Source organism: Pseudomonas sp. GYB4201 (genome assembly GCF_056312595.1).
Window position 1 is genome coordinate 34,344 of the sequence record NZ_JBWGIG010000026.1, and the last position, 26,373, is coordinate 60,716.

The 26,373-nt window shown below is 65.6% G+C and carries 28 protein-coding genes; 11 read left to right on the top strand and 17 right to left on the bottom strand.

What is annotated here, in order from left to right:
- Positions 1–71: 71 nt before the first annotated feature.
- The 5 genes from AC0Z2B_RS22220 to AC0Z2B_RS22240 form a co-directional block, all read right to left on the bottom strand.
- On the bottom strand, positions 72–1,091 hold the full coding sequence (locus AC0Z2B_RS22220) for a 2Fe-2S iron-sulfur cluster-binding protein (protein ID WP_476299465.1): 1,020 nt from the start codon (positions 1,089–1,091) through the stop codon (positions 72–74).
- 50 nt (positions 1,092–1,141) lie between these two features.
- Positions 1,142–2,044 (bottom strand): diiron oxygenase, encoded by a 903-nt coding sequence (locus tag AC0Z2B_RS22225; RefSeq protein WP_476299467.1) that lies wholly within the window; start codon positions 2,042–2,044, stop codon positions 1,142–1,144.
- A gap of 164 nt (positions 2,045–2,208) precedes the next feature.
- Positions 2,209–2,445, bottom strand: coding sequence for a hypothetical protein (locus tag AC0Z2B_RS22230; RefSeq protein ID WP_476299469.1), 237 nt, complete (start codon positions 2,443–2,445; stop codon positions 2,209–2,211).
- 1 nt (position 2,446) lies between these two features.
- Entirely contained in the window at positions 2,447–3,154 is a 708-nt protein-coding gene (locus AC0Z2B_RS22235; protein WP_476299471.1) for an MOSC domain-containing protein, read from the bottom strand.
- On the bottom strand, positions 3,154–3,855 hold the full coding sequence (locus AC0Z2B_RS22240; RefSeq protein ID WP_476299473.1) for a glutamine amidotransferase: 702 nt from the start codon (positions 3,853–3,855) through the stop codon (positions 3,154–3,156). The genes AC0Z2B_RS22235 and AC0Z2B_RS22240 overlap by 1 nt, the downstream gene beginning before the upstream one ends.
- Positions 3,856–3,883: 28 nt before the next feature.
- On the opposite strand from AC0Z2B_RS22240, the gene AC0Z2B_RS22245 reads away from it, so the two are divergent.
- From AC0Z2B_RS22245 to AC0Z2B_RS22265, 5 genes are all read left to right on the top strand, one after another.
- Positions 3,884–5,185, top strand: a complete 1,302-nt coding sequence (locus AC0Z2B_RS22245; RefSeq protein WP_476299475.1) for an aminotransferase class I/II-fold pyridoxal phosphate-dependent enzyme — start codon at positions 3,884–3,886, stop codon at positions 5,183–5,185.
- 116 nt (positions 5,186–5,301) lie between these two features.
- The gene (locus AC0Z2B_RS22250; protein WP_416423962.1) at positions 5,302–5,547 is read left to right on the top strand and encodes a type II toxin-antitoxin system prevent-host-death family antitoxin; all 246 of its coding nucleotides are present in this window, start codon (positions 5,302–5,304) and stop codon (positions 5,545–5,547) included.
- Positions 5,537–5,818, top strand: a complete 282-nt coding sequence (locus AC0Z2B_RS22255; RefSeq protein ID WP_416423961.1) for a type II toxin-antitoxin system RelE family toxin — start codon at positions 5,537–5,539, stop codon at positions 5,816–5,818. The genes AC0Z2B_RS22250 and AC0Z2B_RS22255 overlap by 11 nt, the downstream gene beginning before the upstream one ends.
- Before the next feature lie 392 nt (positions 5,819–6,210).
- Complete coding sequence (locus AC0Z2B_RS22260) at positions 6,211–6,537, top strand: hypothetical protein (protein WP_476299477.1); 327 nt, start codon at positions 6,211–6,213, stop codon at positions 6,535–6,537.
- Positions 6,534–6,809 (top strand): hypothetical protein, encoded by a 276-nt coding sequence (locus AC0Z2B_RS22265; RefSeq protein WP_476299479.1) that lies wholly within the window; start codon positions 6,534–6,536, stop codon positions 6,807–6,809. The genes AC0Z2B_RS22260 and AC0Z2B_RS22265 overlap by 4 nt, the downstream gene beginning before the upstream one ends.
- A 196-nt stretch (positions 6,810–7,005) precedes the next feature.
- On the opposite strand, the gene AC0Z2B_RS22270 is transcribed toward AC0Z2B_RS22265, so the two are convergent.
- Positions 7,006–7,440 (bottom strand): MarR family winged helix-turn-helix transcriptional regulator, encoded by a 435-nt coding sequence (locus tag AC0Z2B_RS22270; protein ID WP_476299481.1) that lies wholly within the window; start codon positions 7,438–7,440, stop codon positions 7,006–7,008.
- 13 nt (positions 7,441–7,453) lie between these two features.
- Entirely contained in the window at positions 7,454–9,325 is a 1,872-nt protein-coding gene (locus AC0Z2B_RS22275; protein ID WP_476299483.1) for an FAD-binding monooxygenase, read from the bottom strand.
- A 249-nt stretch (positions 9,326–9,574) separates the two neighbouring features.
- Here AC0Z2B_RS22275 and AC0Z2B_RS22280 point away from each other — a divergent pair, with 249 nt between their 5' ends.
- Positions 9,575–11,731, top strand: a complete 2,157-nt coding sequence (locus tag AC0Z2B_RS22280; protein ID WP_476299485.1) for a TonB-dependent siderophore receptor — start codon at positions 9,575–9,577, stop codon at positions 11,729–11,731.
- Positions 11,732–12,077: 346 nt separating this feature from the next.
- On the opposite strand, the gene AC0Z2B_RS22285 is transcribed toward AC0Z2B_RS22280, so the two are convergent.
- From AC0Z2B_RS22285 to AC0Z2B_RS22300, 4 genes are read right to left on the bottom strand one after another with little or no spacing between them, the layout of a single operon-like run.
- Complete coding sequence (locus AC0Z2B_RS22285; RefSeq protein ID WP_476299487.1) at positions 12,078–14,456, bottom strand: hypothetical protein; 2,379 nt, start codon at positions 14,454–14,456, stop codon at positions 12,078–12,080.
- A gap of 42 nt (positions 14,457–14,498) precedes the next feature.
- Positions 14,499–15,248 (bottom strand): ABC transporter permease, encoded by a 750-nt coding sequence (locus AC0Z2B_RS22290; protein WP_476299488.1) that lies wholly within the window; start codon positions 15,246–15,248, stop codon positions 14,499–14,501.
- A gap of 7 nt (positions 15,249–15,255) precedes the next feature.
- Entirely contained in the window at positions 15,256–16,242 is a 987-nt protein-coding gene (locus AC0Z2B_RS22295; protein ID WP_476299490.1) for an ABC transporter substrate-binding protein, read from the bottom strand.
- A complete protein-coding gene (locus AC0Z2B_RS22300) occupies positions 16,239–17,078 on the bottom strand; it encodes an ABC transporter ATP-binding protein (protein ID WP_476299492.1) in 840 nt (279 codons plus the stop codon). The genes AC0Z2B_RS22295 and AC0Z2B_RS22300 overlap by 4 nt, the downstream gene beginning before the upstream one ends.
- Positions 17,079–17,187: 109 nt before the next feature.
- Here AC0Z2B_RS22300 and AC0Z2B_RS22305 point away from each other — a divergent pair, with 109 nt between their 5' ends.
- Positions 17,188–17,919: a GntR family transcriptional regulator gene (locus AC0Z2B_RS22305; RefSeq protein WP_476299494.1), complete on the top strand. Its 732-nt coding sequence runs from the start codon at positions 17,188–17,190 to the stop codon at positions 17,917–17,919.
- Positions 17,920–17,938: 19 nt separating this feature from the next.
- Here AC0Z2B_RS22305 and AC0Z2B_RS22310 read toward each other — a convergent pair whose 3' ends face one another.
- A complete protein-coding gene (locus AC0Z2B_RS22310) occupies positions 17,939–18,250 on the bottom strand; it encodes a hypothetical protein (RefSeq protein WP_476299496.1) in 312 nt (103 codons plus the stop codon).
- Positions 18,251–18,622: 372 nt separating this feature from the next.
- Between AC0Z2B_RS22310 and AC0Z2B_RS22315 the strand changes: the two genes are divergently transcribed.
- Positions 18,623–18,964 (top strand): hypothetical protein, encoded by a 342-nt coding sequence (locus AC0Z2B_RS22315; RefSeq protein WP_476299497.1) that lies wholly within the window; start codon positions 18,623–18,625, stop codon positions 18,962–18,964.
- On the opposite strand, the gene AC0Z2B_RS22320 is transcribed toward AC0Z2B_RS22315, so the two are convergent.
- The 3 genes from AC0Z2B_RS22320 to AC0Z2B_RS22330 all read right to left on the bottom strand — a co-directional run bounded on the left by AC0Z2B_RS22320 (position 18,919) and on the right by AC0Z2B_RS22330 (position 21,298).
- Positions 18,919–19,509, bottom strand: a complete 591-nt coding sequence (locus AC0Z2B_RS22320) for a cupin (RefSeq protein WP_476299499.1) — start codon at positions 19,507–19,509, stop codon at positions 18,919–18,921. The two genes, AC0Z2B_RS22315 and AC0Z2B_RS22320, sit on opposite strands and share 46 nt — an antisense overlap.
- Positions 19,510–19,602: 93 nt before the next feature.
- Positions 19,603–21,012 carry a D-serine/D-alanine/glycine transporter gene (gene cycA, locus AC0Z2B_RS22325; RefSeq protein ID WP_476299501.1) on the bottom strand — a complete coding sequence of 470 codons (1,410 nt, stop codon included), beginning with the start codon at positions 21,010–21,012 and terminating at the stop codon, positions 19,603–19,605.
- A 163-nt stretch (positions 21,013–21,175) separates the two neighbouring features.
- Positions 21,176–21,298 (bottom strand): hypothetical protein, encoded by a 123-nt coding sequence (locus AC0Z2B_RS22330; protein ID WP_476299503.1) that lies wholly within the window; start codon positions 21,296–21,298, stop codon positions 21,176–21,178.
- Positions 21,299–21,468: 170 nt separating this feature from the next.
- Here AC0Z2B_RS22330 and AC0Z2B_RS22335 point away from each other — a divergent pair, with 170 nt between their 5' ends.
- A complete protein-coding gene (locus tag AC0Z2B_RS22335) occupies positions 21,469–21,624 on the top strand; it encodes a DUF6021 family protein (protein ID WP_476299504.1) in 156 nt (51 codons plus the stop codon).
- Positions 21,625–21,711: 87 nt separating this feature from the next.
- Here the strand turns inward: AC0Z2B_RS22335 and speB are convergent, their stop codons facing one another.
- Positions 21,712–22,680, bottom strand: a complete 969-nt coding sequence (gene speB, locus AC0Z2B_RS22340; RefSeq protein ID WP_476299506.1) for an agmatinase — start codon at positions 22,678–22,680, stop codon at positions 21,712–21,714.
- A gap of 15 nt (positions 22,681–22,695) precedes the next feature.
- Positions 22,696–23,778 carry an extracellular solute-binding protein gene (locus AC0Z2B_RS22345; protein ID WP_476299508.1) on the bottom strand — a complete coding sequence of 361 codons (1,083 nt, stop codon included), beginning with the start codon at positions 23,776–23,778 and terminating at the stop codon, positions 22,696–22,698.
- A gap of 101 nt (positions 23,779–23,879) precedes the next feature.
- Here AC0Z2B_RS22345 and AC0Z2B_RS22350 point away from each other — a divergent pair, with 101 nt between their 5' ends.
- Both AC0Z2B_RS22350 and AC0Z2B_RS22355 read left to right on the top strand, forming a co-directional pair.
- Positions 23,880–24,782, top strand: a complete 903-nt coding sequence (locus tag AC0Z2B_RS22350; RefSeq protein WP_476299510.1) for a LysR family transcriptional regulator — start codon at positions 23,880–23,882, stop codon at positions 24,780–24,782.
- Between the two features lie 741 nt (positions 24,783–25,523).
- A complete protein-coding gene (locus tag AC0Z2B_RS22355) occupies positions 25,524–26,198 on the top strand; it encodes a putative quinol monooxygenase (RefSeq protein ID WP_476299512.1) in 675 nt (224 codons plus the stop codon).
- Positions 26,199–26,373: the final 175 nt, after the last annotated feature.

Genomic DNA, 26,373 nt, shown 5'->3' on the forward strand with positions numbered 1-26,373 from the left:
GCCCGCGGCCGGCTCCCACTGACACCCCACCCGTAGCAGCGGCCGCAGGCCGCGTCACAGCCAACGCCGGCTTATCCCGCAGTTTCGATGGAAATTCCAGCGCCCGTCGCGAACGTGCAACACGCCAGCACATAGCCCTGCTGACGCTCTTTATCGCTAAGCGCCAACTGGGCGTTGCTACGGTAATCGCCGTCCACCACCTTGATCCTGCACCGGCCGCAAATGCCCGCACGGCATTGGTGCTGGATACTGACGCCTTGCTCCTCAAGCGCTGTAAGGAGGTTCTTGGCCGAGTCTATAACTACTGTGTCGCTGCCGATTTTTACCGCCACGGCGTTCGCGCCACCCTGCGGTTGCGGCGCCTCAGCGGCCGAAAACGCTTCGACGAACAACGTGCAGTGGGGCAGCCGTTGACGCGCCTGCGCCTGGAAAAAATCGGCAAAGGCAAGGCCGCCACAAATCACCACGCTGTCCCATGACGAGCCGCCAAATACCTCCTCGGCGGTGGGCCGACCCGCAGCGAAGCAGGAGTGGCCAGACACCACGGCCTGGCGGGTAAGCCTGACACTCAACTCAAACCACGCCGCGGTCAAACTCAGGGACAGCAACTCCGTCAGGAACGGCAAGCACTCCAGCACCGGCGTCACGATGACCAGCCTCACCTTGGGCACACCGACGCCCGCCAGATGCTGCTTGGCGATATCCCGCACCAACGCAATGGGTACGGTTACACCGATACCCGCTGCCAGCATGAGTACCGTGCTGTTACCGGCAAGTTGCCGTGAGGTTATCTGGCCTGCAACGTCGACCAGGTTGACCAGCGCGCCGGGCTGCAGGCGCCTCACCAAATTATCGGAAACCCCACCGTCGCCCTTGCGCCGCACCGAAATCTCGAACGTATCCGGCGCAGTAGCGCCAGATATCGAATAACAACGGGTGCCACTGTTGCCTTGCACGTCGGGAAAATCAATCATCACGAAACGCCCCGGGTCAAAGGTTTGCTCCGGCTGCGGTTGCATGGCCTTGAAACCAAACGACCAGACATCCACTGACTCTTGCCTGACAAACTCGCACGATAAAAACGCGCCCATAAAGCGTCCAACCTCTCAACTTCATAAATATCAGGAACGGCGTGACGGGTTTATGCGAGGCCAATTCGGGATAACAGGGAATTCACCGAATCGGTATAGACTTCGACCTCGGCAAAACTGGAACTGTCGGCAACTATATCGGCACCCTCTTGCAGGCCGACCATGGCGAACACCCTGCCCCACGCCCCCATTTCATTATCGGCAAACATATGCACTGTTTTACGGATAATGCGCTGCAAGTAATTACGCTCAGCCTTGGTCAGGTCGGAAACAATTTCGATGGCGGCAAAGGAGAACACGCTTGAGTGGCTCCATTCATCTTCCGCATGAGTGCGTGTCACTTCACGACACACGGCCTGGATAGCGTTGTCTTCGGACATTCGCTTGAGGTAGTCGGTAATCATCGTCTCGCTGGCACACGCCATGCCGAAGCGGGTCAGGCGACGCTCCCATTCAGCGCAACAGGAAGAAAGAATCTCGTCTTTCCAGCGCAGCAGGTTGAAGTCGGTAAACTGCAGCACGGGTAGCTGCCGGTGGCAGTAGATGTAGTTGCAGGCGCTGACTGACATCTTGGTGTGCAGGGCTTCGTCCAGCAAAGCCTCGGCGATGGCCGCCTGGAACATCCTGCGGCTATCTCCCGTGAGCGGCGAGACCTTGAGCAGGTCCTCGCATGCCGGGGTGACAATATCGCACTCAATATAAATGGTCTTCAGGTTATAAATGATCCAGGCATAGGAGAGACAGCTTGATTTCACCTGTGGATCGGCGCCGCGCCATGCGTCATGTTGGGAAAATGGCAACAGCGCTTCGCAGAAATCCGGCCGAGTTGAATCAAACAACAAGGCCGAGATATCCAGGGAAGGCTTATTGACTGCAGCCCGGGTGCTCCACAGTTCGGATAGCTTGGCCAGCATCTCCATGACTGGATTGGATTCCCGATACACGTCCGACATTGTGTTCCTCCTGAGCAGCTAGCGTGATAAATCATCTTGATTCTTCTTGTCACCCGGCATCGGGATCCAAGGAAAATGATTATCATGCAAGTTTGTTCAAGCGAATACCCTATCGGGCAAAATCAGAAGTCTCCTACATTCAAACGAAGGCCGACCCGCAATAATCAATTAAATGGGAATAACTCGAAAAGTGGTTCGGCAGACAACATCTTCACCCCCGCAGGAGAAACCTCCAGCAGGCGCTTCTCGCCATGCTTTTTCACCACCGATATATCGAAGCCTTGTTCCAAGGGGAAACGCGCGGTAACGTCGGCCAATATCGTCCTGGCGTCCAGATGTTCGATGTCGACCACGCACCAGCGCTTTTTATCCTTGCACACCACAACCCTGTACATATCCATCTCAACCCCCTGCTACTGTCATTTGCGCAGGCCCACATAGCCTGCCACTCCAATCCTCCACCTGCGCCTGCTCAACCCGGCGCTGCACCAGCCGCTGCCACGACGGCACCAGCGGCAACGCTGCCAGCCCCAGCAGCTCATCGCGGTCCAGGGTGCGTTGGTACAGCACCGCCACCACCCGCGCCAGGCTCCAGTCGGGGTGGGGTCGGGCCTCCAGGGCGAAGCGGTCACCGGCGCGCATTTGCCCACCTTCCAGCACTCGGAAATACCAGCCGGTCATGCCGGTGCCCTGCATGCGCAAGGCCATGTCCGGCACGCCGAAACGGTCGTTGAGCTTCCAGCACGGCTGGCGGGTCTGGCTGACCTCCAGCAGCGTGGTGCCGCAGCGGATGACATCGCCCAGGCAGATGGTTGGCTCGGTCATGCCCACCGTGGCGAGGTTTTCACCGAAGGCGCCGGGCGCGGCCAGCAGCGGGTGCTCGCCAATAAGCTGTTGCCAGCGCGCGTAGTGTTCCCGGGGGTACAGGTGGATGGCCTTGTCCACGCCACCATGAATACGCAGGTCACCCTGCTCATCGCCCGCCAGGCCGAGGGCCGTAGCCGCCAACGCCCCTTCAACGGCCTGCTTGGCGATGGCGCTGCGGGTGCCCCTGCGTGCAAAAGGCACGGCCTTGCCTACAAGCAAGGCGTCCAGTTGGCCCAGGCGCATCAGGCGCCGGCCTGGTCGAGCCAGGCCGCGAACAGGTGCTGGTTCACACGCACCAGGTCGTCCCCCACCATTGCCGCCTGTGCCCGCAACGTGCGCGGGTCGATACCGGCGCCGGCCAGTTCTGCGGCGTGCCCCACCAGCCAGGCCTCCAGCTGCCGTGGATCGGCCTCGGGGTGGAACTGCAGCGCCAGCACCGCATTGCCGACGCTGAACGCCTGGTTTGCGCAGTGCTCGGAACGGGCCAGGTGGGTGGCGCCGGCCGGAATCTGGAATTGGTCGCCGTGCCAGTGCAGCACCGGCCCGGCCCCTTGCAGGGGGGCCAACACCGACTGCCGGCCCGCTTCAGTCAGGGTCACCGGCGCGTAGCCGATTTCCTTGTAGCCCATGGCGCGGACCTCGGCGCCCAGCGCGCGGGCGATCAGCTGCGCGCCCAGGCAGATGCCCAGCAAGGGCTTGCCGCTGGCCAGGCGCTGTTGCACCAGGCGCAGTGCTTGGGCCAGGTAAGGGTACGTGGCCTCGTCGAACGCGCCGAGCGGGCCGCCGAGCATTACCAGCAGGTCGGGCTCGCCGGCATCGAGTTCGGCCAGTGCTGCCAACGGCGCCTCGATGACCCGGAGCTGATAGCCACGCTGTTCCAGCACGGCGCCGTACACGCCAATACCCTCAAACGGCACATGTCTTACTAACCAAGCGCTTTTCATATTTGTACCAATACAATATAGTGAATGTATGAATACATTATTGGCTTCAGGCACCACCGCTGTCGAGATCGCTGAATCGATTGAGCGGGCAATCCGTGCCCACGAAATTGTTACCGGGCAACTGCTTCCAGCCGTGCGCCAGCTCGCCAGCCAGCTGCAGGTCAGCCCCAACACTGTGGCGGCGGCCTACAAGCACCTGCGCGATGCCGGCTGGGTGGACACCGACGGGCGCCGCGGCACCCGCGTCGCCGAGCGCGTGGCGCCAGCCGTGGCGCGGCATGCCCTGCCCGCGCATTTGCGTGACGTGGCCAGCGGCAACGTCGACCCCAGGTTGCTGCCGCGGCTGCAAGGTGACTGGCTGAACCAGTTGCCCGCCGACACGGGTCATGACTTGCAGAGCGACCATCCGGCGCTGCTGACCACGGCCGCGCAATGGCTGCGCGACCAGCAGTTGCCCACCGAGCATATCGGCGTGTTCCACGGTGCCATGGACGCCATGGAAAAAGCCCTGCGCGCGCACTGTCGGCCGGGCAACCGGGTGCTGGTGGAAGATCCCTGCTGGCCGCCGGTGCTGGCGTTGCTGGCGAGCCTGCGGCTCAAGGCCGTGCCGTTGGCCGGCGACGTGCACGGCGCCTGCCCCCCTGCCGGGTTGGGCGATGTGGCCGCTGTCATCCTCACGCCTCGGGCGCACAACCCCACGGGGCGCTCGTTTTCACCCGCCCGTTGGCGCGAATGGGCGGCCGCGTTGCAAGGCAGCCCCGAGACGCTGCTGATCCTCGACGACCACTGGGGGCCCTTGAGCCAAGGCGGGCCCGCGCAGCTTGCGCCCCTGCCCGCGCGCTGGCTGCACATCACCTCGGTGAGCAAATTCCTCGGTCCCGATTTGCGCCTGTCGGTGGTGGCGGCAAACGGGGCGTTGCTGGCCGACATGCAGCGCTTGCAGGCGGTGGCGTCGCGCTGGGTGAGCCACCTTTTGCAGCGGCTGGCCGCCGGGTTGTGGCAGCAGGTGGTGGCCGATGGGCAACTGGCGCGCGCCGCCGACAGCTACGCGCAGCGGCGCCTGGCATTGATTCGCGCGCTGAACGCCGAAGGCGTGCGCTGCGAGGGGCCGGGCGAAGGGTTGCATGTGTGGATTGCCGTGGCCGATGAGACCACGGCGGTGCAGGCGCTGGCGTCGTATGGGTGGGCGGTGCAGGCTGGCAAGCCGTTTCACTTGGGGGATGGCGCGGCGATTCGGGTGAGCGTGGCGAATATAGGTATGGAGGATGTGCCGGGGTTGGCGAGGGATGTGGGGGCGGGGTTGAGGGTGAGTTATAAGCCGGTGTATTGACATCTCGTATTCCCATAACACACCGCTACCTCTAGGGCGGACCAGTGGGGGTGTGTAAGATTTGCATTGTCACACACAAAAGACCAAAATAAAGACCTTAATTGAGGGCTTAAATTATGCAAAGCGTTCTCGCCGAAATGGCCGTCAGCGTCTCCGAGCTGAAGAAGAATCCAACAGCTGTCATGAACAGTGCTGAAGGTCAGCCGATTGCGGTACTCAACCACAATCGAGTGATGGGGTACATGGTGCCGGCTGAGGTTTTTGAAGCCATGATGGAACGTCTGGATGATCTGGACCTTGTCGAAATTGCCAAATCCCGTCAACACGAAAAGGGCATCCCGGTAGACCTGGATGACTTATAGGCTTGAGTTCGTCCCAGCAGCCTTCAAGGAATGGGAAAAGCTGGGCCATACACTGCGAGAACAGTTGAAGAAAAAGCTGCGTCAGCGGCTGGAGGCCCCAAGAGTCGCTGGCGATGCATTGGCCGGGATGCCGGATCACTACAAAATCAAGTTGAAGAGCGCAGGCTATCGCCTCGTTTACCGGGTTGAAGATGACCGAGTAGTGGTGACAATTGTGGCAATTGGAAAGCGATCACGTAGTGAGGTTTACGACGCTGCAAAGTTGCGGTAAAGGCCCTTTTAATCCGTCTTCGGAAATGTCCTAGGAAATTTCACACAAGATCTGAGATAATCCCCTTACACACAGAAAATAATGACGAAATGTTTCTATCATCGTCGTTCGTGATTTTCGCTTGCACTGACTTTTTGACGAGGCTAATCTCCGTCCGCCGCTGCTCATCAGTGGCCGGATTTAGCAGTCCGAATCTTCGTCAGGCGCATGCACCTTCGTAGCCGTTGCAGGATGGTGAACCATCTTCAATGTTGTTTATGGCGGGTGTGCGTGGGGCATCTTCGGATGCGCCGGGTACCTGACGGACCGGTCTGCTAACCCACGTACAACCGCCACCTCTTCGTTTAGCAGCGAGTCTTGGCGGTTTCATCTGAACCGTCAGGAGCATCACCATGGTCAAGCCGACCCCCGACCCACCCGATATTCCTTTCAATGGCATCGACATGGACCTCAAGGACCTGCTCAGCCTGGCGCTGCTGCAAGGCCTGCCTGCCAACCTGCCACGCATCCCCCATTATTTGCACGCGCTCAAACGCACCCTTGACCGCGCCAATCAGTCGCTGGACCTGTTGGAGCAGCGCCTGCCGATCGTCGATGCCGTCGTGGCCGAGGAACCCTTCATCCAGGAAGCGTTGGACGCCGTGCGCGGCCAATTGCTGTTGAGCCACGTGCTGATCGATTCCACCCTGAACCACTGCGCAGGAGCGCCCAACCCATGACCGATTCACTCACCACTCACCACGCCTTTGGCCCTTGCGCAGGCGATTTGCCAATTTTGGCGGTGCGCGACGGCATGCCCGTAACCGAGGCACTGACCCAGGCGTGCGAATACCTGAAAGGCGTGAGCGCGGGCGCAGCGGAATTGGTGGAAAACGGCCCGCCGCACCTGCGCGCGTTGGCGCGCCATGTGGAGCACGCCAGCGAGATCGCCCGGGCGTTGGTGGAGGCGTCGGTGGCGGGGTTGGCAAGGGCGAGCGCGGAACCCGCGTAGCAGCGGCCACAGGCCGCGTCCGAATGCGCTGCGTGTCTTCCGGAATAACGCGGCGTGGCCGGACGCCGCCTGCGGCCGCTGCTACGCGAAATAATGCGCGCGCAACACCGCGTAGCAGCGGCCGCAGGCCGCGTCCGAATGCGCCGCGTATTTTCAGGCACAGCGCGGCGTGGCCGGACGCGGCCTTTGGCCGCTGCTACGGGAGGGGGGTCAGCAGGCGTTCCATCAGGCCGCGCAGTTGCTCGCGCTCTTCGCTGCTCAGGTGCTGGGTGAGCACCTGTTCGACGTTGGCGACCCGCGGCTTGAGTTCGCCCAGCTGCGCCCGGCCGGGCGCGGTCAGGTAGAGGGTGTTGCGGCGCTTGTCCTGAGGGTCGCCCACCCGCTCAAGCACGCCGTTGCGCACCATGCGCGCCACCAGTTCGGCGATGGTGGAGCGGTCCAGGTCGAGCTCGTCGCCCAGCTCGCGCTGGCTGATGCCGGGGCGTTGCTCCAGCACCAGCAGCACCGCGTACTGCACGCTGGTGACTTCCGTGGACACTTCGCGCTGCCAGATGGCGACGTGGCGTTGTTGCGCCCGGCGTATCAGGCTGCCGGTGTGCACGAGAATGCGAGGGTGAGCGTCAAGCGGCACAGTGGACTGCCTTCTATTGCGGAACAAGAATCGGCTGCAAGAATGCCTCCAGTTCACCGTGGCCGTCCAGTGGCAGCACATGGGCGATGTACTGGTCAGGCCGCACCAGCACCAGCGCGCCGTGCACCGGGTCGATGCCGCGCAGGGCGAAAATGTCGGCCGCCGGGTCGACGACGAAGGCCTTCTCGTAGTCGATCAACCCGAAGCAACCCTTGCGCGGCAGCAGTAGGGCCGGCAGCTGTTCGACGGGCAGCGCCTGGCGGTACACGGCACGCACATCCAGCACGCTGTCCAGGTCAGCACCGGCCGGGGTGAAACGCCGCACCGGCGAGCCAGGGTCATTGAGCAGGTACTCGCACAGCCCCACCAGCGCCTGCCCCGAAGCATCGGCGAAGGCATACAGCCGCCAGCGCCCGTCTGCCTCTGCAGCGTGCCCCAGTTGCATAGGCCGGGCATCCGCCAGGCGAAGCACCGGCGCAGAATGGAACCGCGCGCCGATTGGCAAGCCACTGGCCAGGGCCTGCCAGGTGCCCTGCCCGGTCAATGGCCCCGGCCGATAGCGGGTGGCAACGCCGGCGGTGTAGCGGCCGGCCTGGACGAAATAGGCCTGCAGCTCGCTGGGATCGACGCCGCCAGCGGCCGGGTTCAGTGGGTCCTTGGGCGGCGCCCCTATCATCGCCGACCACTCCTTGTCGAAGTTGATCAGCTCCTGGGCCACCGGCTGGCGCTCTTGCGAATAACTGGCCAACAGCGACGCCGGGCTACGCCCCTGCAACACCGCCGCCAGCTTCCAGCCCAGGTTGAAGGCGTCCTGCATGGACACGTTCATGCCCTGCCCGGCCTTGGCGCTGTGGGTATGGCAGGCATCGCCGGCGATGAACACCCGCGGCTCGCGCACTCGCCCGGCGGCGTCCACGCTGTCGTCGAAACGGTCGGTAAGGCGTTGGCCCACCTCGTACACCGACGACCACACCACGCTTTTCACCTCCAGCACATACGGCTGCAGGATGCGCTGCGCGGTAGCAATCAACGCCTCCACCGCCGTGGCGCGAATGGCCGCGCGGTTGCCCTCGGTGACCTCGCCCAGGTCCACGTACAGGCGCACCAGGTGCCCGCCTTCGCGCGGAATGAGGATCATGTTGCCCGCCGCCGACTGCACCGCGGCCTTCAGGCGCACGTCAGGAAAATCCGTCACTGCCAGCACGTCCATCACGCCCCAGGCGTGGTTGGCGGCATCGCCGCGCAGCTGTTGGCCGATGGCCGCGCGCACCTGGCTGCGGGCACCGTCGCAACCCACCAGGTAGCGGGCGCGCACCTGCACCTCAGGCCCACCGTCGGTGCGCTGCAAGGTGGCTTGCACCGGGTGGCTGGGATGCTCATCGCGGGTGAGGTGCGCCAGCGCCAGGTTGTAGTCCGGCGCCAGACGCTGGGGGCCCTTGAGCATGCTGTCCAGCAGGTAATCCTGGATACGTGCCTGGTTGACGATGACGTGGGGGAATTCCGACAGCCCGTCCTCGGTGTCCTGCACCCGGCCGGTGCGCTCGATGCGCTGGCGGTCGGCCGCAGCCGGGCGCCAGAACGCCGTTTCATTGACCCAGTAGGCCTCGCGCAGCAGCGGCTCGGCCAGGCCAAACGCCTGGAACATCTCGACGCTGCGGCAGGCGATGCCGTCGGCCTGGCCCAGTTGCAGGCGACCGGCGCGGCGCTCGACCACGCGGGTGACGATGCCGGGAAACCGGGCCAGTTGGGCCGCCAGCACCAGCCCGGCGGGGCCGCTGCCGACGATCAGTACATCGACCGCTTCGGGCAGCGCGGTGGTATCGCCGCAGGCGGCGGGATGAAGGTCCGGGTCACCGGGCTGGAAGCCGTTGAGGTGGAATTGCATGGGGCGTTGTCCTTGTTGTTATTGAAGGGATGCGACGCGCCATTACGATATGCTCAGTATACGAACTATTTCAAGTGTTGTGTTTTTTTGAGTTGGGCGGGACGCGGCCTGGGGGCCGCTGCTACGGGTTCTTGCAACAACATGACAAACAATAACGAATGTCATTTGTATCTACGTATTGTTATCATTTCGATACAATCTACGGCACGGACGCCGACCCTCCCAGACTCCCTGTCGAGACCCCGATCCATGCGTCGTACCCTGCTCCCCCTTTGCGTGCTGCACGTGCTCGCCCCTGCTGCGTGGGCGGAAGAAACCCGCGCTGAAAACGGCCAGCTGGAACTCCAGGCCACCGCCATCACCGGCATCGCCGACGCCGAAAGCGCCCAGGGCCCGGTCACCGGTTACCTGGCGACCCGCTCGGCCAGCGCCACGCGCACCGACACCGCTATCCATGACACCCCGCAGTCGATCAGCGTGGTGACCCGCGACGTGGTCGACGACATCGGCGCCACCCGCCTGCAGGACGCCCTCGACTACGCCGGCGGCGTGGGCCGCGCCAACAACTTCGGCGGCCAGGGGCTGACCACCTTCACCGTGCGTGGCTTCACCACGGGCGAGTTCTACCGCAACGGTTTCCCCGTCAACCGCGGCTACCCGAACATGCCCGACGCCAACACCATCGAGCGCCTGGAGGTGCTGCGCGGCCCGGCCACGACCCTGTACGGCCGTGGCGACCCCGGCGGCACGTTCAACGTGGTGTCCAAGCAGCCGCTGGCCGCGCCCGCCGTGACCCTGGGCAGCCAGGTCGACAGCCAGGGCATGCGCCGCGGCACCCTGGACGCCAGCGGCCCCTTGGACGAACAAGGCCGCCTGGCCTACCGCCTGAACGTGGTGGGCGAAGGTGGCGACACTTTCCGCGACCACGTGCAGACCGAGCGCTACGGCGTTGCGCCAGTGCTGAGCTGGCAGGTCAGCGACGACACCAAGGTGGTGTTCGAAGGCGATTTCATGCGCAACAACCATCCGCTGGACCGCGGCGTGACCCGTTACCCTGGGCAGCTCGGCACGGCTTCGCGCTCGACCTTCTTCGGCGAGAAAGACGCCGGCAAGCTGCACAACGACAACAACATGGCCCAGCTGCGCTTCGAGCATTTCCTCAATGACAACTGGACCCTGGGCGGCGGCTTCCAGTGGCTGGACGGCACCCTGGCCGGCAACGCCGTGGAGGCCAACGGCATCGGCGCCGACGGCCGCACCCTGGGCCGCAACTTCAATTACCGCAAGCTGGAATGGACCGACAAGGACAGCCAGCTGAACCTCTCCGGCCATTTCGCCACCGGCGGCCTGGAGCACACGCTGCTGACCGGCATCGAGGTCGAAACCTACGACTACAAGTCGATCATCCAGCGCTCCAGCGGCGCGGTCGGCGCCTACCCCATCGACCTCTTCGACCCGGCGTACGGCCAGCCGCGCCCGGCCCTCACGCGCACCCCCACCCACGACAAGGAAAACCTCAAGACCTACGCCGCCTTCGTCCAGGACCAGGTGGCGCTGACCGAGCGCCTGAAAGTGCTGGCCGGCGCGCGCTTCGAGCGTTTCGAGCATGACTACGAAACCTACGTGGCCGGCGGCCGCAACTGGACCGCCGCCGACAACGCGGTCACCCCGCGCGTGGGAGTGATCTACGACCTGACCGACAGCCTGGCGGTGTATGCCGACGCCGCCCGCTCGTTCAAGCCCAACACCGGCGCCAGCCGCCCCGCCAGCGGCAGCACCAGCGGCAGCACCAGCAGTGCAGGCTTTGCCCCGGAGAAAGGCAAGTCGGTGGAACTGGGGGTGAAGTGGCAATCCCTCGACCGCCCGCTCAGCGTCGACGCCGCCGTCTACCAGATCGACAAGCGCAACGTGCTGACCACCGACCCGGTGGACAGCAGCTACAGCGTCGCCGCCGGCCAGGTGCGCAGCCGTGGCCTGGACATCAACGTGGCGGGCAACCTTACCCCCGAGTGGCGGGTGACCGGCGGCTACGCCTACGTCGATGCCGAGGTGACCAAGGACAACACCCTGCGTGCGGGCACCCGCCTGGCCAACATCCCGCGCAACAGCCTGAGCCTGCTCAACGTCTACGAGTTCCAGGACGGCAGCCTCAAGGGCCTGGGCCTGGGCGCCGGCGGCCGCTACGTGGCCGAGCGCGCCGGGCAGACCGCCAACACCGCGTTCGCCATGGCCGGCTACAGCGTGTTCGACCTGCTGGGCTACTACAAGGTCAACGAACACGTGCGGCTGAACCTGGACGTGAAGAACCTGTTCAACCGCTACTACGAAGAAGGCGCGTTCGGCAACGTATACGCCTACCCCGGCGCGCCGCGGACGGTGCAGGTGGGGATTGCGTACAGCCTGTAGTGCGAGACAGGCAACGCGGCTTGTAGCCGCTGCCGAAGGCTGCGCTGGCCCTTGTCCACACTGGAAATCTTCAGCGCACTCAGGGGCCAGCGCAGCCTGTCGGCAGCGGCTACGCGAAATCCGGCGCACACCGCACCTATTCAGCTGGCACGCTCAGGAACAACGCCGAGGTCCTGTACGCCTACCCCGGGGGTTGCGTACAGCCTGTAGTGCGAGACAGGCAACGCGGTTTGTAGCCGCTGCCGAAGGCTGCGCTGGCCCTTGTCCACACTGGAAATCTTCAGCGCACTCAGGGGCCAGCGCGGCCTATCGGCAGCGGCTACGCGAAATCCGGCGCACACCGCACCTATTCAGCTGGCACGCTCAGGAACAGCGCCGAGGTCCACACCCTTGATTGGTCGCGCTGGCGCGCGCAGATGAACAACGGATGCTCACGGGTGGGCGCCAGGCCCAGCTCGCCCAAGGCGATGCGGCCCTGCAGTTCGCGCGGCAGCGCTGCCTGGGTCATGCGTTCCAGCGACACCTGCAACTCGGCGCCCGGCAGGCGCTGGATGTGCTCGCCGGCGGCCAGCAGCGCATCACCGCTCAGGTCGATGTCCACCCCTGGGGCATGCACGAACGGTTGTGGCTGTGACGGGTCGCCGACCTTGACGTAGTTGTCGATGCGGCTGCGCACCTGAATGCGCGCGCCCGCCAGTTGCGACAGCTCCAGCTCGATGCTGTCGGTGTCGCCATTGGTGTCGGTGCGGAACGCCAGCCGCGTGGCGTCCTGGCGCCAGACCGTCTGTTCGGGGTGGTCCAGGCCCTGGGTGGTGAAGCCCTTGATGACCGCGCCGGTGATCTGGATTTCACCGGTCCAGTAGGCACCGCGGTAACGGTCCTTGATGCGCGCGCCGCCCAGGCGCAGGCGGATGCGCTGGCTGGACAGGCCCAGTTCCTGGTGCAGGTTGCGCGACCAGATCAGTTGCTCGCCGTCGAACAGATCCACCTGCTCCCAGCCGCTGTCGCCCAGCAGGCGGTAGTCGAGGGTGGCGCTGGCCGGCGCGCTGCACACCTCGCCCATCAAATGCTCGCCCAGGCGCAGGCTGGCGAACGTGCGCTCGCCGGTGGTGGCGAAGGTGCGGCGTGCGCGCAAGGCCTTGCCGACGCTGGCGCGGTCGAAGCCGCTGGCCAGCACGCCGGTGAGCCCGCCGCGCGAGCCGAACACCGCCGTCGCCGGCACGCCACCGCCGCAGCGGCCTTGGTGTTCGTCGCTGTTGGCGGCGGCGCCGACGCGGTAGCCGCGCTGCAGCGCCTCGGCATACACCCAGTGGAACTGGCCCCAGGCCGAGCCCACTTCAATCAGGCGTTCAAGCTCAGGGTGGTGCCAGTCCAGGTTGCAGCGGCGGCCACCCACGTGGGGCATCATCAGGTGGCCTTCAGGGTCCTTGGCGTAGGCAGCGTACAGCTCGTCCACCGGCCAGGCGCCGGGCTTGATGGTGCCGGCGGTGAACTCGTTCCACTCGAAGGAGCGCACCAGGCGGCCCTGGTTGTCGAACGGGAACTCGGGCTTGCGGTCGTGCAGGAATACCACGTTGCGGTCACCACCGGCGCAGGAGTTGCCGCACCATTCGGTGCCCGGGTAGCAGACGAAGCGGCCCGGTTCGTTGAGCTCGCTGATCAGCGCCACGGCCTGGTCCCAGCGCTGCTCGGTGATGTTGAAGTCATTGGCGGTGTAGCCCAGCACGTCCAGGCCGGCAACGTCGCGGCCGTAGCTGAGGTTGTACAGCGTGTCGTTGGTGCCCACGGTGTCATCGGAATGCACGTGCAGGTCGGCGTACAGCGGGCGCAGGCCGGCGCCGGCGGCATCCACCGTGACGAACGCCACGCTGGGCGCCACGCCGGGGTGGTTGACGCGCGCACGCAGCTGCCATTCGCCCAGCCCCTGCAACTGCAGCGCGGCCAGGCGCACCACCGCCCAACCCTGCTCGGCCAGCACAAAAGGTTCCTCGCGGCTTGCGCCCTCAGGCCCTACCAGGCTCAGCACGCCGGCCAGCGGCAGCTGCCCGCAGGTGTTGCCCCAGGCGTCATCGGCGCGCACCAGCACGTCGAAGGCCTCGCCCGCACTGATCAAGCGTGGCGCGATCACCTGCAGGTGGCTGGCCGGCCCCGGCACGATGTCCAGCAGCAGGTCGCCCGGCACCTCGGCAAATTTCGAGCTGCCCAGCGGGTCGATGAACAGGCGCATCTGGAAGCCTTTTTCGACGAAGCTCTGCACCCGCGTGCCGGCGCCGCCCTGGCGACGGTCGCCCAGGCGGATGACGATGCGGTCGCCGGGGTTCAGGTAGCCGTCGACGATGTCGATGATCAGCGCCTTCTGGAACGGCCGCTCGTGGCCCTTCTGGTCGAAGCGCGCCTTCAGGTGCTGCACCGTGGCCTGGCTCTGGCCCGGCACCAGCTCACCGGCCTGGTATTCGGCGCTGACGTAGTTGGCGCCCGCCGGGTTGCTGGTCTGGAACAGCGCCCAGTCGGAGTAGAACTTGAACGCCAGCTTCAGCCAGGCGCCGTCGGCCAGGCCACTGCCGCCCACTTCGTACACCAGGGTGATCTCGTCCCATTGGCCGGCCACCAGGGTGTGGCGGTCGCAGCTGATGGCGCCCAGGAATGGCCGCGCCTTGTTGCGCTCATAAAGCCCCTGGGGGGCAATGTAATGACCGGCTTCGCGCGGATCGAAAGTAGTGCTCACGTGACACCTCTTGCAGTGATCAATTCGGGAAAAGCAGGCCGGTCAGTTGACGCGCCAGGCCTGGTAGTGACGTTCGATGCGGCGGAACACCAGGCTCTCCATCAGCCAGGCCAGCAGGCCGATCAGCACGATGCCCAGCAGCACCTGGCTGCTGTTGCCGATCTGCCCGCCCATGGACACCATCCAGCCGATGCCCTGGGAGGCGCCGATCATTTCCGCCGCCACCAGCGCCCGCCAGCCCTGGCTGAAGCCGATGCGCAGCGCCGCGGTGAGAAACGGCAGCGACGCCGGCAGGTACACATGGGCCAGCAGCTGCCAGCGACTGGCGCCCAGGGTGCGAGCGGCGCGCACTTCGCCGCCGCGAATGCCTTGCACGCCTTCCTGGAGCGTCACGGCCATGGGGAACACGGCGGCGATGAAGATCACCAGCACGATGGAGAAGAATCCCAGGCCGAAAATGATCAGGATCAGCGGCGCCCAGGCGATGGGCGGAATAGCCATGAACAGGCTGTTGAGCGGCGCGACAAAGTCGCGAAAATGCCGCGACAGGCCTGCCGCGCTGCCCAGCAGCACCGCCACCAGCACCGCGGCGCAGAAGCCGGCCAGTTCTTCCAGCAGGCTGGCGCGCAGTTGCACCAGCAGCGAGCCGTCGGCCAGCCAGCGCGTGGCCTCGTGGGCCACCACCCACGGCTGCGGCAGCACGTAGCTGGGAAAACGGCTGGCAAGGGCAATCCACACCAGCGGCAGGAACGGCAGCGAGGCCCAGCCCCAATTTGGTTTCGGTAAGGTCATGAGCGGCTCAGTGCGAAGCTTTTTCCAGGTACGAGGTGTCCACCAGCTGCGCCGGGGTCATGTCGACATCCATGAAGCCCAGGGCCTTGGAGTCGTTCATCAGGCGCTGGATGAACGCCAGGTCGGTGGGTTTCAACTCCGCCGACCAGCCCAGGCGGGTGCGCGCCCGGGCGACGATCTGCTCGGGGCTGATGGTGGTGCCGTCGGCGCCTTGCACCGGCTCCAGGCGGAAGGCGTCGGCGATGATGCGGTTGGCCTCGGCCGGGTGGTCATTGAGGAACGCCACGGCCTTGCGGTGCGCGCGCAGCAGCTTGACCACGTCGTCGGGGCGTTCCTGCAGGGTTTTCGGCAAGGCGATGACCACGTACCAGGGGTACTGCGGCAGCGCCTGGTTGACGTCGAACAGCACCCGCGCGGTGCCGCGCAGCTCGGCCTGGCTGACGAAGGGTTCCCAGGCGAAGGCAGCGTCGACGATGCCGCGCTCAAGGGCGGCGTTCATGTTGCCCGGCGGCATGTCGATGATGTTCAGGTCGTGGTCCGGGTCCAGGCCGGCCTTGTCCTTGAGCACGTAGCCGCGCAGCAGCACGTCCATGCCGCTGCCCTTCTTCACCCCCGCCAACTTCTTGCCCGCAAGGTCCTGCAGGCTGGCGATCGGGCTTTTGTCACCCACCAGCACGGCCGCCTGGCCGTAATTGACCTTGGCCAGAATGGTGCTTTTCAGGCCGCGCGAGTACCACTGGTACACCGGCGGCGTGCCCACGTAGGCCACGTCCAGCTCGCCGGCAGCCAGCGCCTGCTGGATCACCGGGCCGTCGCCCAGGGCCTTGAGGTCGACGTCCAGGCCTTCCTGTTTGTAGAAGCCTTGCTTGTCGGCGATCAGCGCCGGGGCGTTGGCCATGGCGAACACGTAGCCGATGCGCAGCGGTTTGTCGGCGGCGAAGGCGCTGGTGGCCAGGGCCGACAGCGAAGCGGCCAGCAGAAGGGTTCTGATCATGCGGGGGTCTCGGGCAAGGGAGGGGCGGGAATGGCACTGGGGGACTGCGCCATGACCTGGGAGATGCGCTCCATCAGCTCATTGCGGTAGTCGAGGAAGGCCGGCAGGCGGCGGGTCACCCGGTTGCTGCGCGGGCGCGGCAGGTCGATGGCCAGCTCGCTGTGAATGCCGCCGGGGGCGATGTTCAGCACAATCACCCGGTCGGCGAGGAACACCGCCTCGTCAATGTCGTGGGTGATGAACAGCACGGTCTGGCCCAGCTCGGCCCACAGGCGCAGGGTTTCTTCGTTCATGGTGTTGCGGCTGATGGCGTCCAGCGCCGCGAACGGCTCGTCCATCAACAGCACCCCTGGCTCCAGCGCCAGGGTGCGGGCCAGGGACACCCGCTGCTGCATGCCGCCGGACAGCTGGTGCGCCAGGCGCTGGGCGGCGTGTTCCAGGCCCACCAGGCGCAGGTAGCCCAGGGCCTTGTGGCGCTGCTCGGCTTCGCTGCCCTGCCCGGCCATGCGCAGGCCGAAGCGCACGTTCTCCAACGCCGTGAGCCAGGGGAACAACTGCGGCGCCTGGAACACGTAGCCCAGCTCGGCCAGCTCGGGCTTCACCGGCTTGCCGTTGATGTGGATCTGCCCGGCGGACGGCGCCTGGAAGCCGGCCAGCAGGTTGAGCAAGGTGGTCTTGCCGCACCCCGATGGCCCGAGGATAGCGACGAACTCACCCGGCCGCGCGCTCAGGCTGAAATCCTGGAACACCGTGTGGCCGTTGGCGTAGCTGAAGCGGATGGCGTCCACGCTGAGCGCGTTGGCGCCAGGCGGCGAAACAAAGGGAGTCAGGGGCATGGCAAGCGCAGTCAGGTGGTTTACAATGGATTGCCTGACATAATACGTATTAATACAAGTTAGACCAAGATTGTATTTTCATAACCTTAGAAGCAACGGAAGCCCAGCCGTGTCCATCCTTCGTGACAGCACCACCTCGCTCTACGAGCAAATTGCCCAGCAACTGCTGGACGAAATCCAGCGCGGGGCCTTCGAGCCCAGCGGCAAGCTGCCCTCGGAAGCCGAACTGGGCCAGCGTTTTGGCGTGAGCCGGGTGACCGTGCGGCTGGCCGTGGGCAAGCTGTGCGACGACGGCGTGGTGGAGCGCAAACAGGGCAAGGGCACCTTTGCCGCCGCCAAGCAGGTGCGCCACGGCCTGGATGCCCTGCGCAGCTTCCACGAAGCCTTGTTGTTGCAGGGCCTGCAGCCCAGCATGCGGGTGATCGGCCAGCAACTGGTGCCCACCCCGGACGCCCTGCGCCAGCTATTCGAAGGCGCCGCGCAATGCCTGTGCGTGGAGCGCCTGCATTATGTCGACGGCGAACCCATCGCCCTGGGCCGCAGCTACCTGCCGGCGCAGCTGGCCAGCGTGGTATGGGAAGAGGTGGAGCAGCAGCCGATCTACTCGGTGCTGCACACCGTCACCGGCAGCGCCGTGGCCCGCGCCGACATGGCCATCCGCGCCCAGCAGGCCGACAAGGCCCTGGCCAGTGCGCTGGGGGTGAAGCGCGGGGCAGCGTTGCTGGTGATGGAGCGCACCTCGTGGTTCGCCAATGACCGCTGTTGCGACCGGACCACCTTCCACATCCGGCCGGAGCGCTATTCGTTCGTGCTGAGCGGGGTGTTTGCCTCGAAGGCGTAGCCGCTGCGGCCAGGTGGGGTCAGGGCCGACGGGGCAAGCCCGCTATGCAGGCCTCCACCAAAGCGCGTGAAATTTCGCTACTGTGCTCAACCATGCGTGCCAAGGCACGCAGTCCCGGTGGGGCGTTCTCCACCAGTTCTGCAGCACCGGCACTCACTCCTTTCAGGTACTCACAGGCCTGGATAAGCGTCTCATCTGCTGGCATTCCGGCGCGAACGGCCAACAACGGGGTATCACCCTGACAGGGGCTGAAGGGCTGAAATGCCGTCAGCCAATCGGAGGCAGCCAGCGGCTCGCTTGGCTCAGGTGGGTGGGGAGTGGATTCGATCATGGCAAAGCTCCTTTTACCTTGAAGCTGCCACGTTCGTTTCCAGGCGAAGGGGTGGCAGCTGTACGCAGGCTGGAAAACCGAGGCAAAAGGATCCCGGCAGGCCGAGGCCTCCCACGCACAGCCACCATAAAGGGAAAACGCTGTGGCACCTTTCGCTGTTCAGGCTTCCAGGCCTGGCCGCTGATAAGCAGCGGCGACGGGAAATTACCCCCCAACAGAGGCTCACAGCAAGCGCCATTTTGTAACGTGTAAGGCGATTATCTCCGAAGTTGTAGGGCATTTCCTATTGAATTCGTAAACGGATAATTCCATCTTCATGCGGCCCATGAGCCGAACAGACCAAGACTTTTTACAACGCAGCGGGGGAAGCCAATGCCCATTGAGAAAGGCGAGCGCTTCGCCAATCAGGATATTTTCGTCGACTATCCCTTCGAGTCATTAGCAACGCGCCGAACCCGGCACACCGCGTGGGGCGGACGCCGCCTGCGGCAGCGGCTACGCGGGTTCGGTGTAGCCGCTGCCGAAGGCTGCGCTGGCCCTTTTCCACGCCGGAAATCTTCAGTGCACGCCGGGAGGCAATCGCGCCAGGCACCCGTAGCAGCGGCCAAAGGCGGCGTCCGAACACACTCACGTCCGCGCCATAGCCGGACGCAGCCTGGCGGCAGCTGCTACGTGTTGCGCGCTGGCAGCCAATATTGCTTCACCGCGCCTTGAGCGCCCTGCGCCGGGTCGCTGTCGGGGAACGGCAAGCCGTCGATGCGCGCCTGTTGCGCCGCCGTGGGCGCCGCCCGGCAGATGTCGGCGTGCTGCCCCGGCGGGTAGGCGCCCACCACCAGGAAGTCGTCGCTGGAACCCAGGTTGCAATGGCCGGTGCCGGCCGGCAACAGCAGCACATCGCCGGCGCTCACCTGCACCACATGCCTATCCGGCCCACCCAGCATCAGCCGTGCGTTGCCGCTGGCGACGCCCAGTACTTCGTGGCCTTCGGTGTGGTAGTGGTGGTAGTCGAACACCCCGTAGCGCCATTGTGGCGGCCAGCCGTTGGCGGCGAAGGTGCGCTCGAACAGCGCCGCCGGGTCGCTGCCGTGCACGGCGATGGCCTGGGGGTAGACCAGCACCGGCAGGCGCGGGTTGTTGGGCACCCAGCCGTTGCGCTGCAGGCGCAGGGCCTGCACCGCCTGCGGCGCAGCGACGGTGAGGCTGTTCCAGCTGCCAACCAGCGCCAGGGCGGCCAGTTGGCTGAAATGACGACGCAACATGGGGGCCTCCGGAGTCCATTTGAAACCGGTTTCAGCGTAGCACAGACTGCCAGGCGAAAAAAAAGGGCGACCGCTGGCCGCCCTCCTCTTCCCTCACTCGCTGGCCAGCGTGGCCAGCGCCGTGCGCTTGCGCACGAAGGGATAGGCAACCGCCAATATCACGAACCACAACGGCGCGAAGCACAGCGCCTGGCGGGTGTCGTCCTTGAGCGTCAGCAGGCACAGCACGCCGGCGAAGAACGCCAGGGTCACCCAGCACATCAGGCGGCCGCCGGGCATGCGGTAGTTGGACGCTGCGTGCAGCTGCGGGCGCTGCTTGCGGTAGGCCAGGTACGACACCAGGATGATGGTCCAGACGAACATGAACAGCAGCGCCGACAAGGTGGTGACCAGGGTGAACGCCTGCATCAGGTCGGGCACCAGGTAGATCACCACCACGCCCAGCAGCAGGCAGGCGCAGGAGAACAGCAGGCCGTTGGCCGGCACGCCGCTGCGGGCCAGGCGCTGGAACGAGCGCGGGGCGTGGCCTTCGCCGGCGAGGCCGAAGAGCATGCGGCTGGTGGAGAAGATACCGCTGTTGGCCGACGACGCCGCCGAGGACAGCACCACCAGGTTGATGCAGGCGGCCGCAGCCGGGAAGCCGGCAATCAGGAACAGCTCCACGAACGGGCTCTTGTCGGCCACCACTTCGCGCCACGGGGTGACGGCCATGATGGTGATCAGCGCCAGCACGTAGAACAGGATGATGCGCACCGGAATCGAGTTGATCGCCCGTGGCAGCGTGCGGTGCGGGTCCTTGGTCTCGGCCGCTGCGGTGCCTACCAGCTCGATGCCGACGAAGGCGAAGATCGAGATCTGGAAGCCGGCGAAGAAGCCCATCCAGCCGTGGGGCAGCAGGCCGCCGTCATTCCACAGGTTGGCCAGGCTCGGGCCGTGCCCCGCCACCGCCGCCGGCGCGCTGGCCACCAGGTAGATACCGGTGGCCACCAGCAGTGCGATGGCCACCAGCTTGATCATGGCGAACCAGAACTCGATCTCGCCGAACAGCTTCACGGTGATCAGGTTCAGCGCCAGCAACAGGCCGACGCAGGCCAGGGCCGGTGCCCATTGCGGCGCATCGGGGAACCAGAAGTGCGCGTAGCTGGACACCGCGATGACGTCGGCGATGCCGGTGACGATCCAGCAGAACCAGTAGGTCCAGCCGGTGAAGAAGCCGGCCCAGGGGCCCAGCAGGTCGGTGGCGAAGTCGATGAACGACTTGTATTCGAGGTTCGACAGCAGCAGCTCGCCCATGGCGCGCATCACGAAAAACAGCATGAAGCCGATGATCATGTACACGAACAAAATCGACGGGCCGGCCAGGCTGATGCTCTTGCCGGAGCCCATGAACAGGCCGGTGCCGATGGCGCCGCCAATGGCGATCAGCTGGATGTGGCGGTTGGACAGGTTGCGTTTGAGCGTGGGCTCGGGGGCGTGCGGCGAGGTCGCCGTTGAATCGGGCATGCGGGTTTCCAGTGTCAGCGTTGCACGTGCTGGGGCAACGCCAACCATGGCTGGCGTTCCCGTCTTTGGCGCGTACCTTGCCACGGAAAGCGCGACAGCTCCAGAACCAGTGCCCGCGACGGATCGTCATGGGCCGCCACAGGCGGCCCGCACAGCCGCTGCCTCAGTTGAAAATGGCCCAGATTATGCCGCCGAAAATCAGCGCGACCATCAGGCTGGACCCCACCTGGGCGCCGCCCATTTCGAGTTTGACGTGTTGGGAGAACTTCCGAATACGCAGGGCCATGGCTGTATCCTCGCGGAGTGGGAGATATCACATAGCCATTATCCTGCCTACTCTCTTCCGCCGGTGCAAGCTGCTGGGCTGCCACCCGTCTGGTTCGCGGCACTTGGGGCAGTTGCGGGCTTCTCAACGGTAGGTGCGGATGCCCCGTAGCCGCTCAAGGAGACACCCACATGGCCACATCCACACGCGATACGCCCCACGACAAGGACGACGACCTGGGGTTCGACCCCGACTCGCCAGACCTCGAAGACCCCGCCACCGACCCACCCCACCCGCCGCCCATCGACAACCCGGCGAAAGACCCGAAACCCACCAAACAACCCTGATGCAAACGACGCAAGCACCCCCGTAGCAGCTGCCGCAGGCTGCGTCTGGGCCACCCCGTAGGCTCAGGACGCAGCCTGCGGCAGCTGCTACGGAGGTGTGGTCAGGTGGCAGTGGCGCGCCGCATACAAACACACCATCTCCATCGCCAACGCCGCCCCTGCCAGCGAAGTGATCTCGGCGCTGTCATAGGCAGGTGCCACTTCCACCAGGTCCATGCCCACCAGGTTGATGCCGCGCAGGCCGCCAAGGATGTCCAGCGCCTGCACGGTGCTGAGGCCGCCGCACACCGGGGTGCCGGTGCCGGGGGCGAACGCGGGGTCCAGGCAGTCGATGTCGAAGGTCAAATAGACCGGATGGTCGCCGACCCGCTCGCGGATGGCCGCGACGATGGCGTCGACGCCCTGGCGGTGGACCTGGCGGGCGTCCAGCACCTGGAAGCCCAGGGTGTCGTCGTTGGTGGTGCGCAGGCCGATCTGCACCGAGCGGCCGGGGTCGACCAGGCCCTGGCGGGCGGCGTGGTAGAACATGGTGCCGTGATCGATGCGCTGGCCCTCCTCGTCCGGCCAGGTGTCGCTGTGGGCGTCGAAGTGGACCAGCGACAGCGGGCCGTGCACCTTGGCATGGGCGGCCAGCAGCGGGTAGGTGATGAAGTGGTCGCCCCCCAGGGTCAGCATCGCGCATCCAGCGCCGAGGATGTGTTCGGCGTGCTGCTGGATGCTGGCCGGCACCGACTCGGGACGGCCGTGGTCGAAGCTGCAGTCGCCGTAGTCGATCACTGCCAGGTGGTCGAAGGGGTCGAACTGCCAGGGCCAGTGGCGCGCCCACGCTGACTGCACCGAGGCGTTGCGGATGCCCCGCGGGCCAAAGCGCGCGCCGGGGCGGTTGCTGGTGGCGGTGTCGAAGGGCACGCCGCTGACCACCAGGTCCACGCCGGTGAGGTCGCGGCTGTAGCGGCGGCGCATGAAGCTGGTAATGCCGCCGTAAGTGCTTTCCGCCGCCGTGCCGTAGAGGCTGGGGCGGGTCAGGGCCTGGTCATTGTCGAAAGCTTGTTCCATGGGTGTGCTCCTTTTTTATTGTTCGCGGCTGCGGAACGCGGTCCACAGGCGGGTGCGCTGGCGCATGGCGGCAAGGCTCATGCTCTGGTCGGCGTACAGGCGCTGGCGCATGGGCGCGCCGGGGTAGATGTCGGGGTCGTTGCGCACGGCTTCGTCCACCAACGGCGTGGCCTGCTGGTTGGCGTTGGCGAAGAACAGGGTGTTGGTCAGGTCGGCGACCGACTCGGGGCGCAGCATGAAGGCAATGAAGGCACGCGCGGCCTCGGGGTGGGGGGCGTCCTTGGGAATGGCCAGGTTGTCCTGCCAGATCAGCGTGCCTTCGCGCGGTATGTGGTACTGCACCTGGTACGGTTTGTTGGCCTTGTGCGCCTGGTCGGCGGCCGTGGCGGCGTCGCCGTTGTAGGTCAGCGCCAGGCAGGTGGCACCGTTGGCCAGGTCGTTGATCTGCCGGCCGTTGGCGACGTAGCTGACGTAGGGCTGCAGGCGGTGCAGCAGCGCGGCTGCGGCGTCGAGGTCGGCCTTGTCGGTGCTGTAGGGGTCCTTGCCCAGGTAATGCAGGGCCAGGCCGATGACCTCCTGGGGCGAGTCGATCAGCGAGATACCGCAATCGGCGAGCTGGCTGGCGTACTCGGGCTTGAACAGCAGGTCGAGGCTGTCCAGCGGCGCGTCCGGCAGGCGCTTGCGCACCGCCTCGAGGTTCACGCCCAGGCCCAGGGTGCCCCAGGTGTAGGGCAGCGCATAACGATTGCCGGGGTCCACGGCGGCGACCTTGCCCAGCAGGTCCGGGTCCAGGTTGCCGTAGCCAGGCATGCCCTGCTGCCCCGTGGGCTGCAAGGCGCCGGCCTTGAGCAGCCGCGCCAGCACGCTGCTGGACGGCACCACCACGTCGTAGCCACTGGCGGCCGTCAGCAGCTTGGTCTCCAGCACCTCGGGGGTGTCGAAGGTGTCGTAGCGCACCTGGTAGCCGGTTTCCCGCTCGAAGCGCTGCAGGGTCTGCGGGCTGACGTAGTCGGCCCAGCTGTAGAGGTTGACCACCTTGTCTTCGGCCTGCACCGGCAAGGCCAGCGCAAAGGACAGCATCAGTAACCATGGGCGCATGACGGATCTCTCGAGAAAGGATGTGCGCTGATGATGTGGCGCGGTTTAAATTGAAAAAATACCGAACCACGGAAGCTGACATTCAAGCGGAGCAATGTTTGATGCTGGGCCAACTGCACGATCTGGATCTGCACCACCTGCGCCTGTTCGTCAGCGTGGTCGAAGCGGGCGGCTTCAGCGCGGCCCAAGGCGCGCTGGGCCTGAGCCAGCCCACCATCAGCCAGCACATGGCGCGCCTGGAAACCCGCCTGGGCTACCGCCTGTGCAGCCGTGGCAAGGCCGGCTTCCGCCTGACCGCCAAGGGCGAACAGCTGCTGCTGGCGGCGCGCACGCTGTTTGCGTCCATCGAACAGTTCCGCCAGCAATCCAACGGCGTTGCCGGGCGCCTGCTGGGCGAGGTGCGCCTGGGCTTCTCCGAGGCGCTCGACCCCAGCGTCATCCAGCGCCTGGGCCTGGCGGTGCAGCGCTTCCGCCAGCGCGACGAATCGGTGCGCATCGAACTGCTCAGCACCATGCCGGCGGACATGGAGCGCCTGCTGCTGGAGCAGCGCCTGGACCTGGCCATCGGTTACTTCTCCAGGGGCCAGACGGCGTTCGACTACCGGCCGCTGTTCACCGAGGTGCAACAGCTGTACTGCGGCCAGGGCCACCCGCTGTTTGGCGCCGGAGGCGATGCCGACGAGCTGCTGCGCGGTGCCGACCGCGTTGAACACCCCTACCGCTTCCTGCAGAACCGCGAAGCGCAGCTGATGGCCAACAGCACGGCGCGTTCGGAACAGGTGGAAGGCACCCTGGCGTTCATTCTCTCCGGGCGGCACATTGGCTACCTGCCCCGCCACTACGCCCAGCCGTGGGTGGACAAGGGTCTGTTGCGCGCCATCGAGCAGGCGCAGGCGCTGTTCGACGTGCCGTTCTACCTGGCCGGGCGTCGTGGCCAAGGAGTCAGTGAAGCGCAACGGGCGTTCGCGGAAGATGTGCTGGCGAGTTTCGCCCAGCACCCGTAGCTGCGGGGCATTCGGACGCCGCCTGCGGCAGCTGCTACGGGGACGTGCGCAACCCGCCGATCGCGTCGTTTGCAACGCGGTTTCTGTAGCAGCGGCCGCAGGCCGCGTCCGCCGGCGCCGCGTATTCCCGCTGGCACCGCGGGGTGTTCGGACGCCGCCTGCGGCAGCTGCTACGAGGACGTGCGTAACCCGCCGATCGCGTCGTTTGCAACGCGGTTTCTGTAGCAGCGGCCGCAGGCCGCGTCCGCCGGCGCCGCATATTCCCGCTGGCACCGCGGGGCATTCGGACGCAGCCTGCGGCAGCTGCTACGGGGCTGTGCGCAACCCGTCGATCGCGCCGTTTGCAACGCGGTTTCTGTAGCAGCGGCCGCAGGCCGCGTCCAACGGCGACGCGTATTCCCGCTGGCACCGCGGGGCATTCGGACGCCGCCTGCGGCAGCTGCTACGGGGACGTGCGCAACCCGCCGATCGCGCCGTTTGCAACGCGGTTGCTGTAGCAGCGGCCACAGGCCGCGTCCAACGGCGACGCGTATTCCCGCTGGCACCGCGGGGCATTCGGACGCAGCCTGCGGCAGCTGCTACGGGGCCGTGCGCAACCCGCCGATCGCGTCGTTTGCAACGCGGTTTCTGTAGCAGCGGCCACAGGCCGCGTCCACCGGCGCCGCGTATTCCCGCTGGCACCGCGAGGCATGCGGACGCCGCCTGCGGCAGCTGCTACAGTTTTTTGATTTGGGGGATGCCATGGGCAGGTTTGCGGCGACGTTGTTGGCCGGGATGCTGGTGCTGGGCGCTGCGCGGGGGGATGAGGGCGAGGTGCAGTACCTGCACATCCAGACGCTGGCGGCGCCCACCCGCGACGCTTACCTCGCTGCCATGCGCGCCAACGCCCAGGCCAGCCGTGCAGCCCCGGCCAACATCATGTTCGACCTGGGCACCACCGACGCCACCCTGGTGGTGCTGGAAAGCTGGCGCGACCAGGCGGCCTACGAGACGCACCAGAACCCGCCCCAGGTGGCCGCGCTGCTACCCGCCGCCCTCACCCGCCCCGAACGCCTGTACGCCCTGCAGCCGGTGCCTGAGCTTCCCGCCCCCGCGCGCAAGGCCATCGATGCCCCGGCTGCCAGCAAGAACATCGTGGTGCGCCTGAGCACCCGGCCGGCCCAGCGCCAGCGCTTCATCGACGCCGTGCGCGGGGTGGTCGAGCAATCGCGCCTGGCCCCCGGCTGCCTGGTATTCAACGTCTACCAGCAAAGCGATGACGCCAACGCCTTCGTGATCCACGAACGCTGGGCCGATGGCGCCGCTCACCAAGCACACCTGGCCACACCCTATACCTCGGCGTTCATCGCCGGCCTGAACCCGATGCTGACCGGCGCACCAGAGGGCTGGGAAGTGCGCGATCGGATTGACGACTGAGGCGCTCCCTTATGTTTGAACCTAATTAAAAGTGACCGTTTAATTAATACAAAACAATTCCAGTTAGCACAGTTTTTTCACATTTACCTTAACGGATGCTTAACGCACCCCGACTTATCCAACCGCTCCTCCGCCTACACCGATTTTTTTACATCTTTTTCATCGCAATGCAACG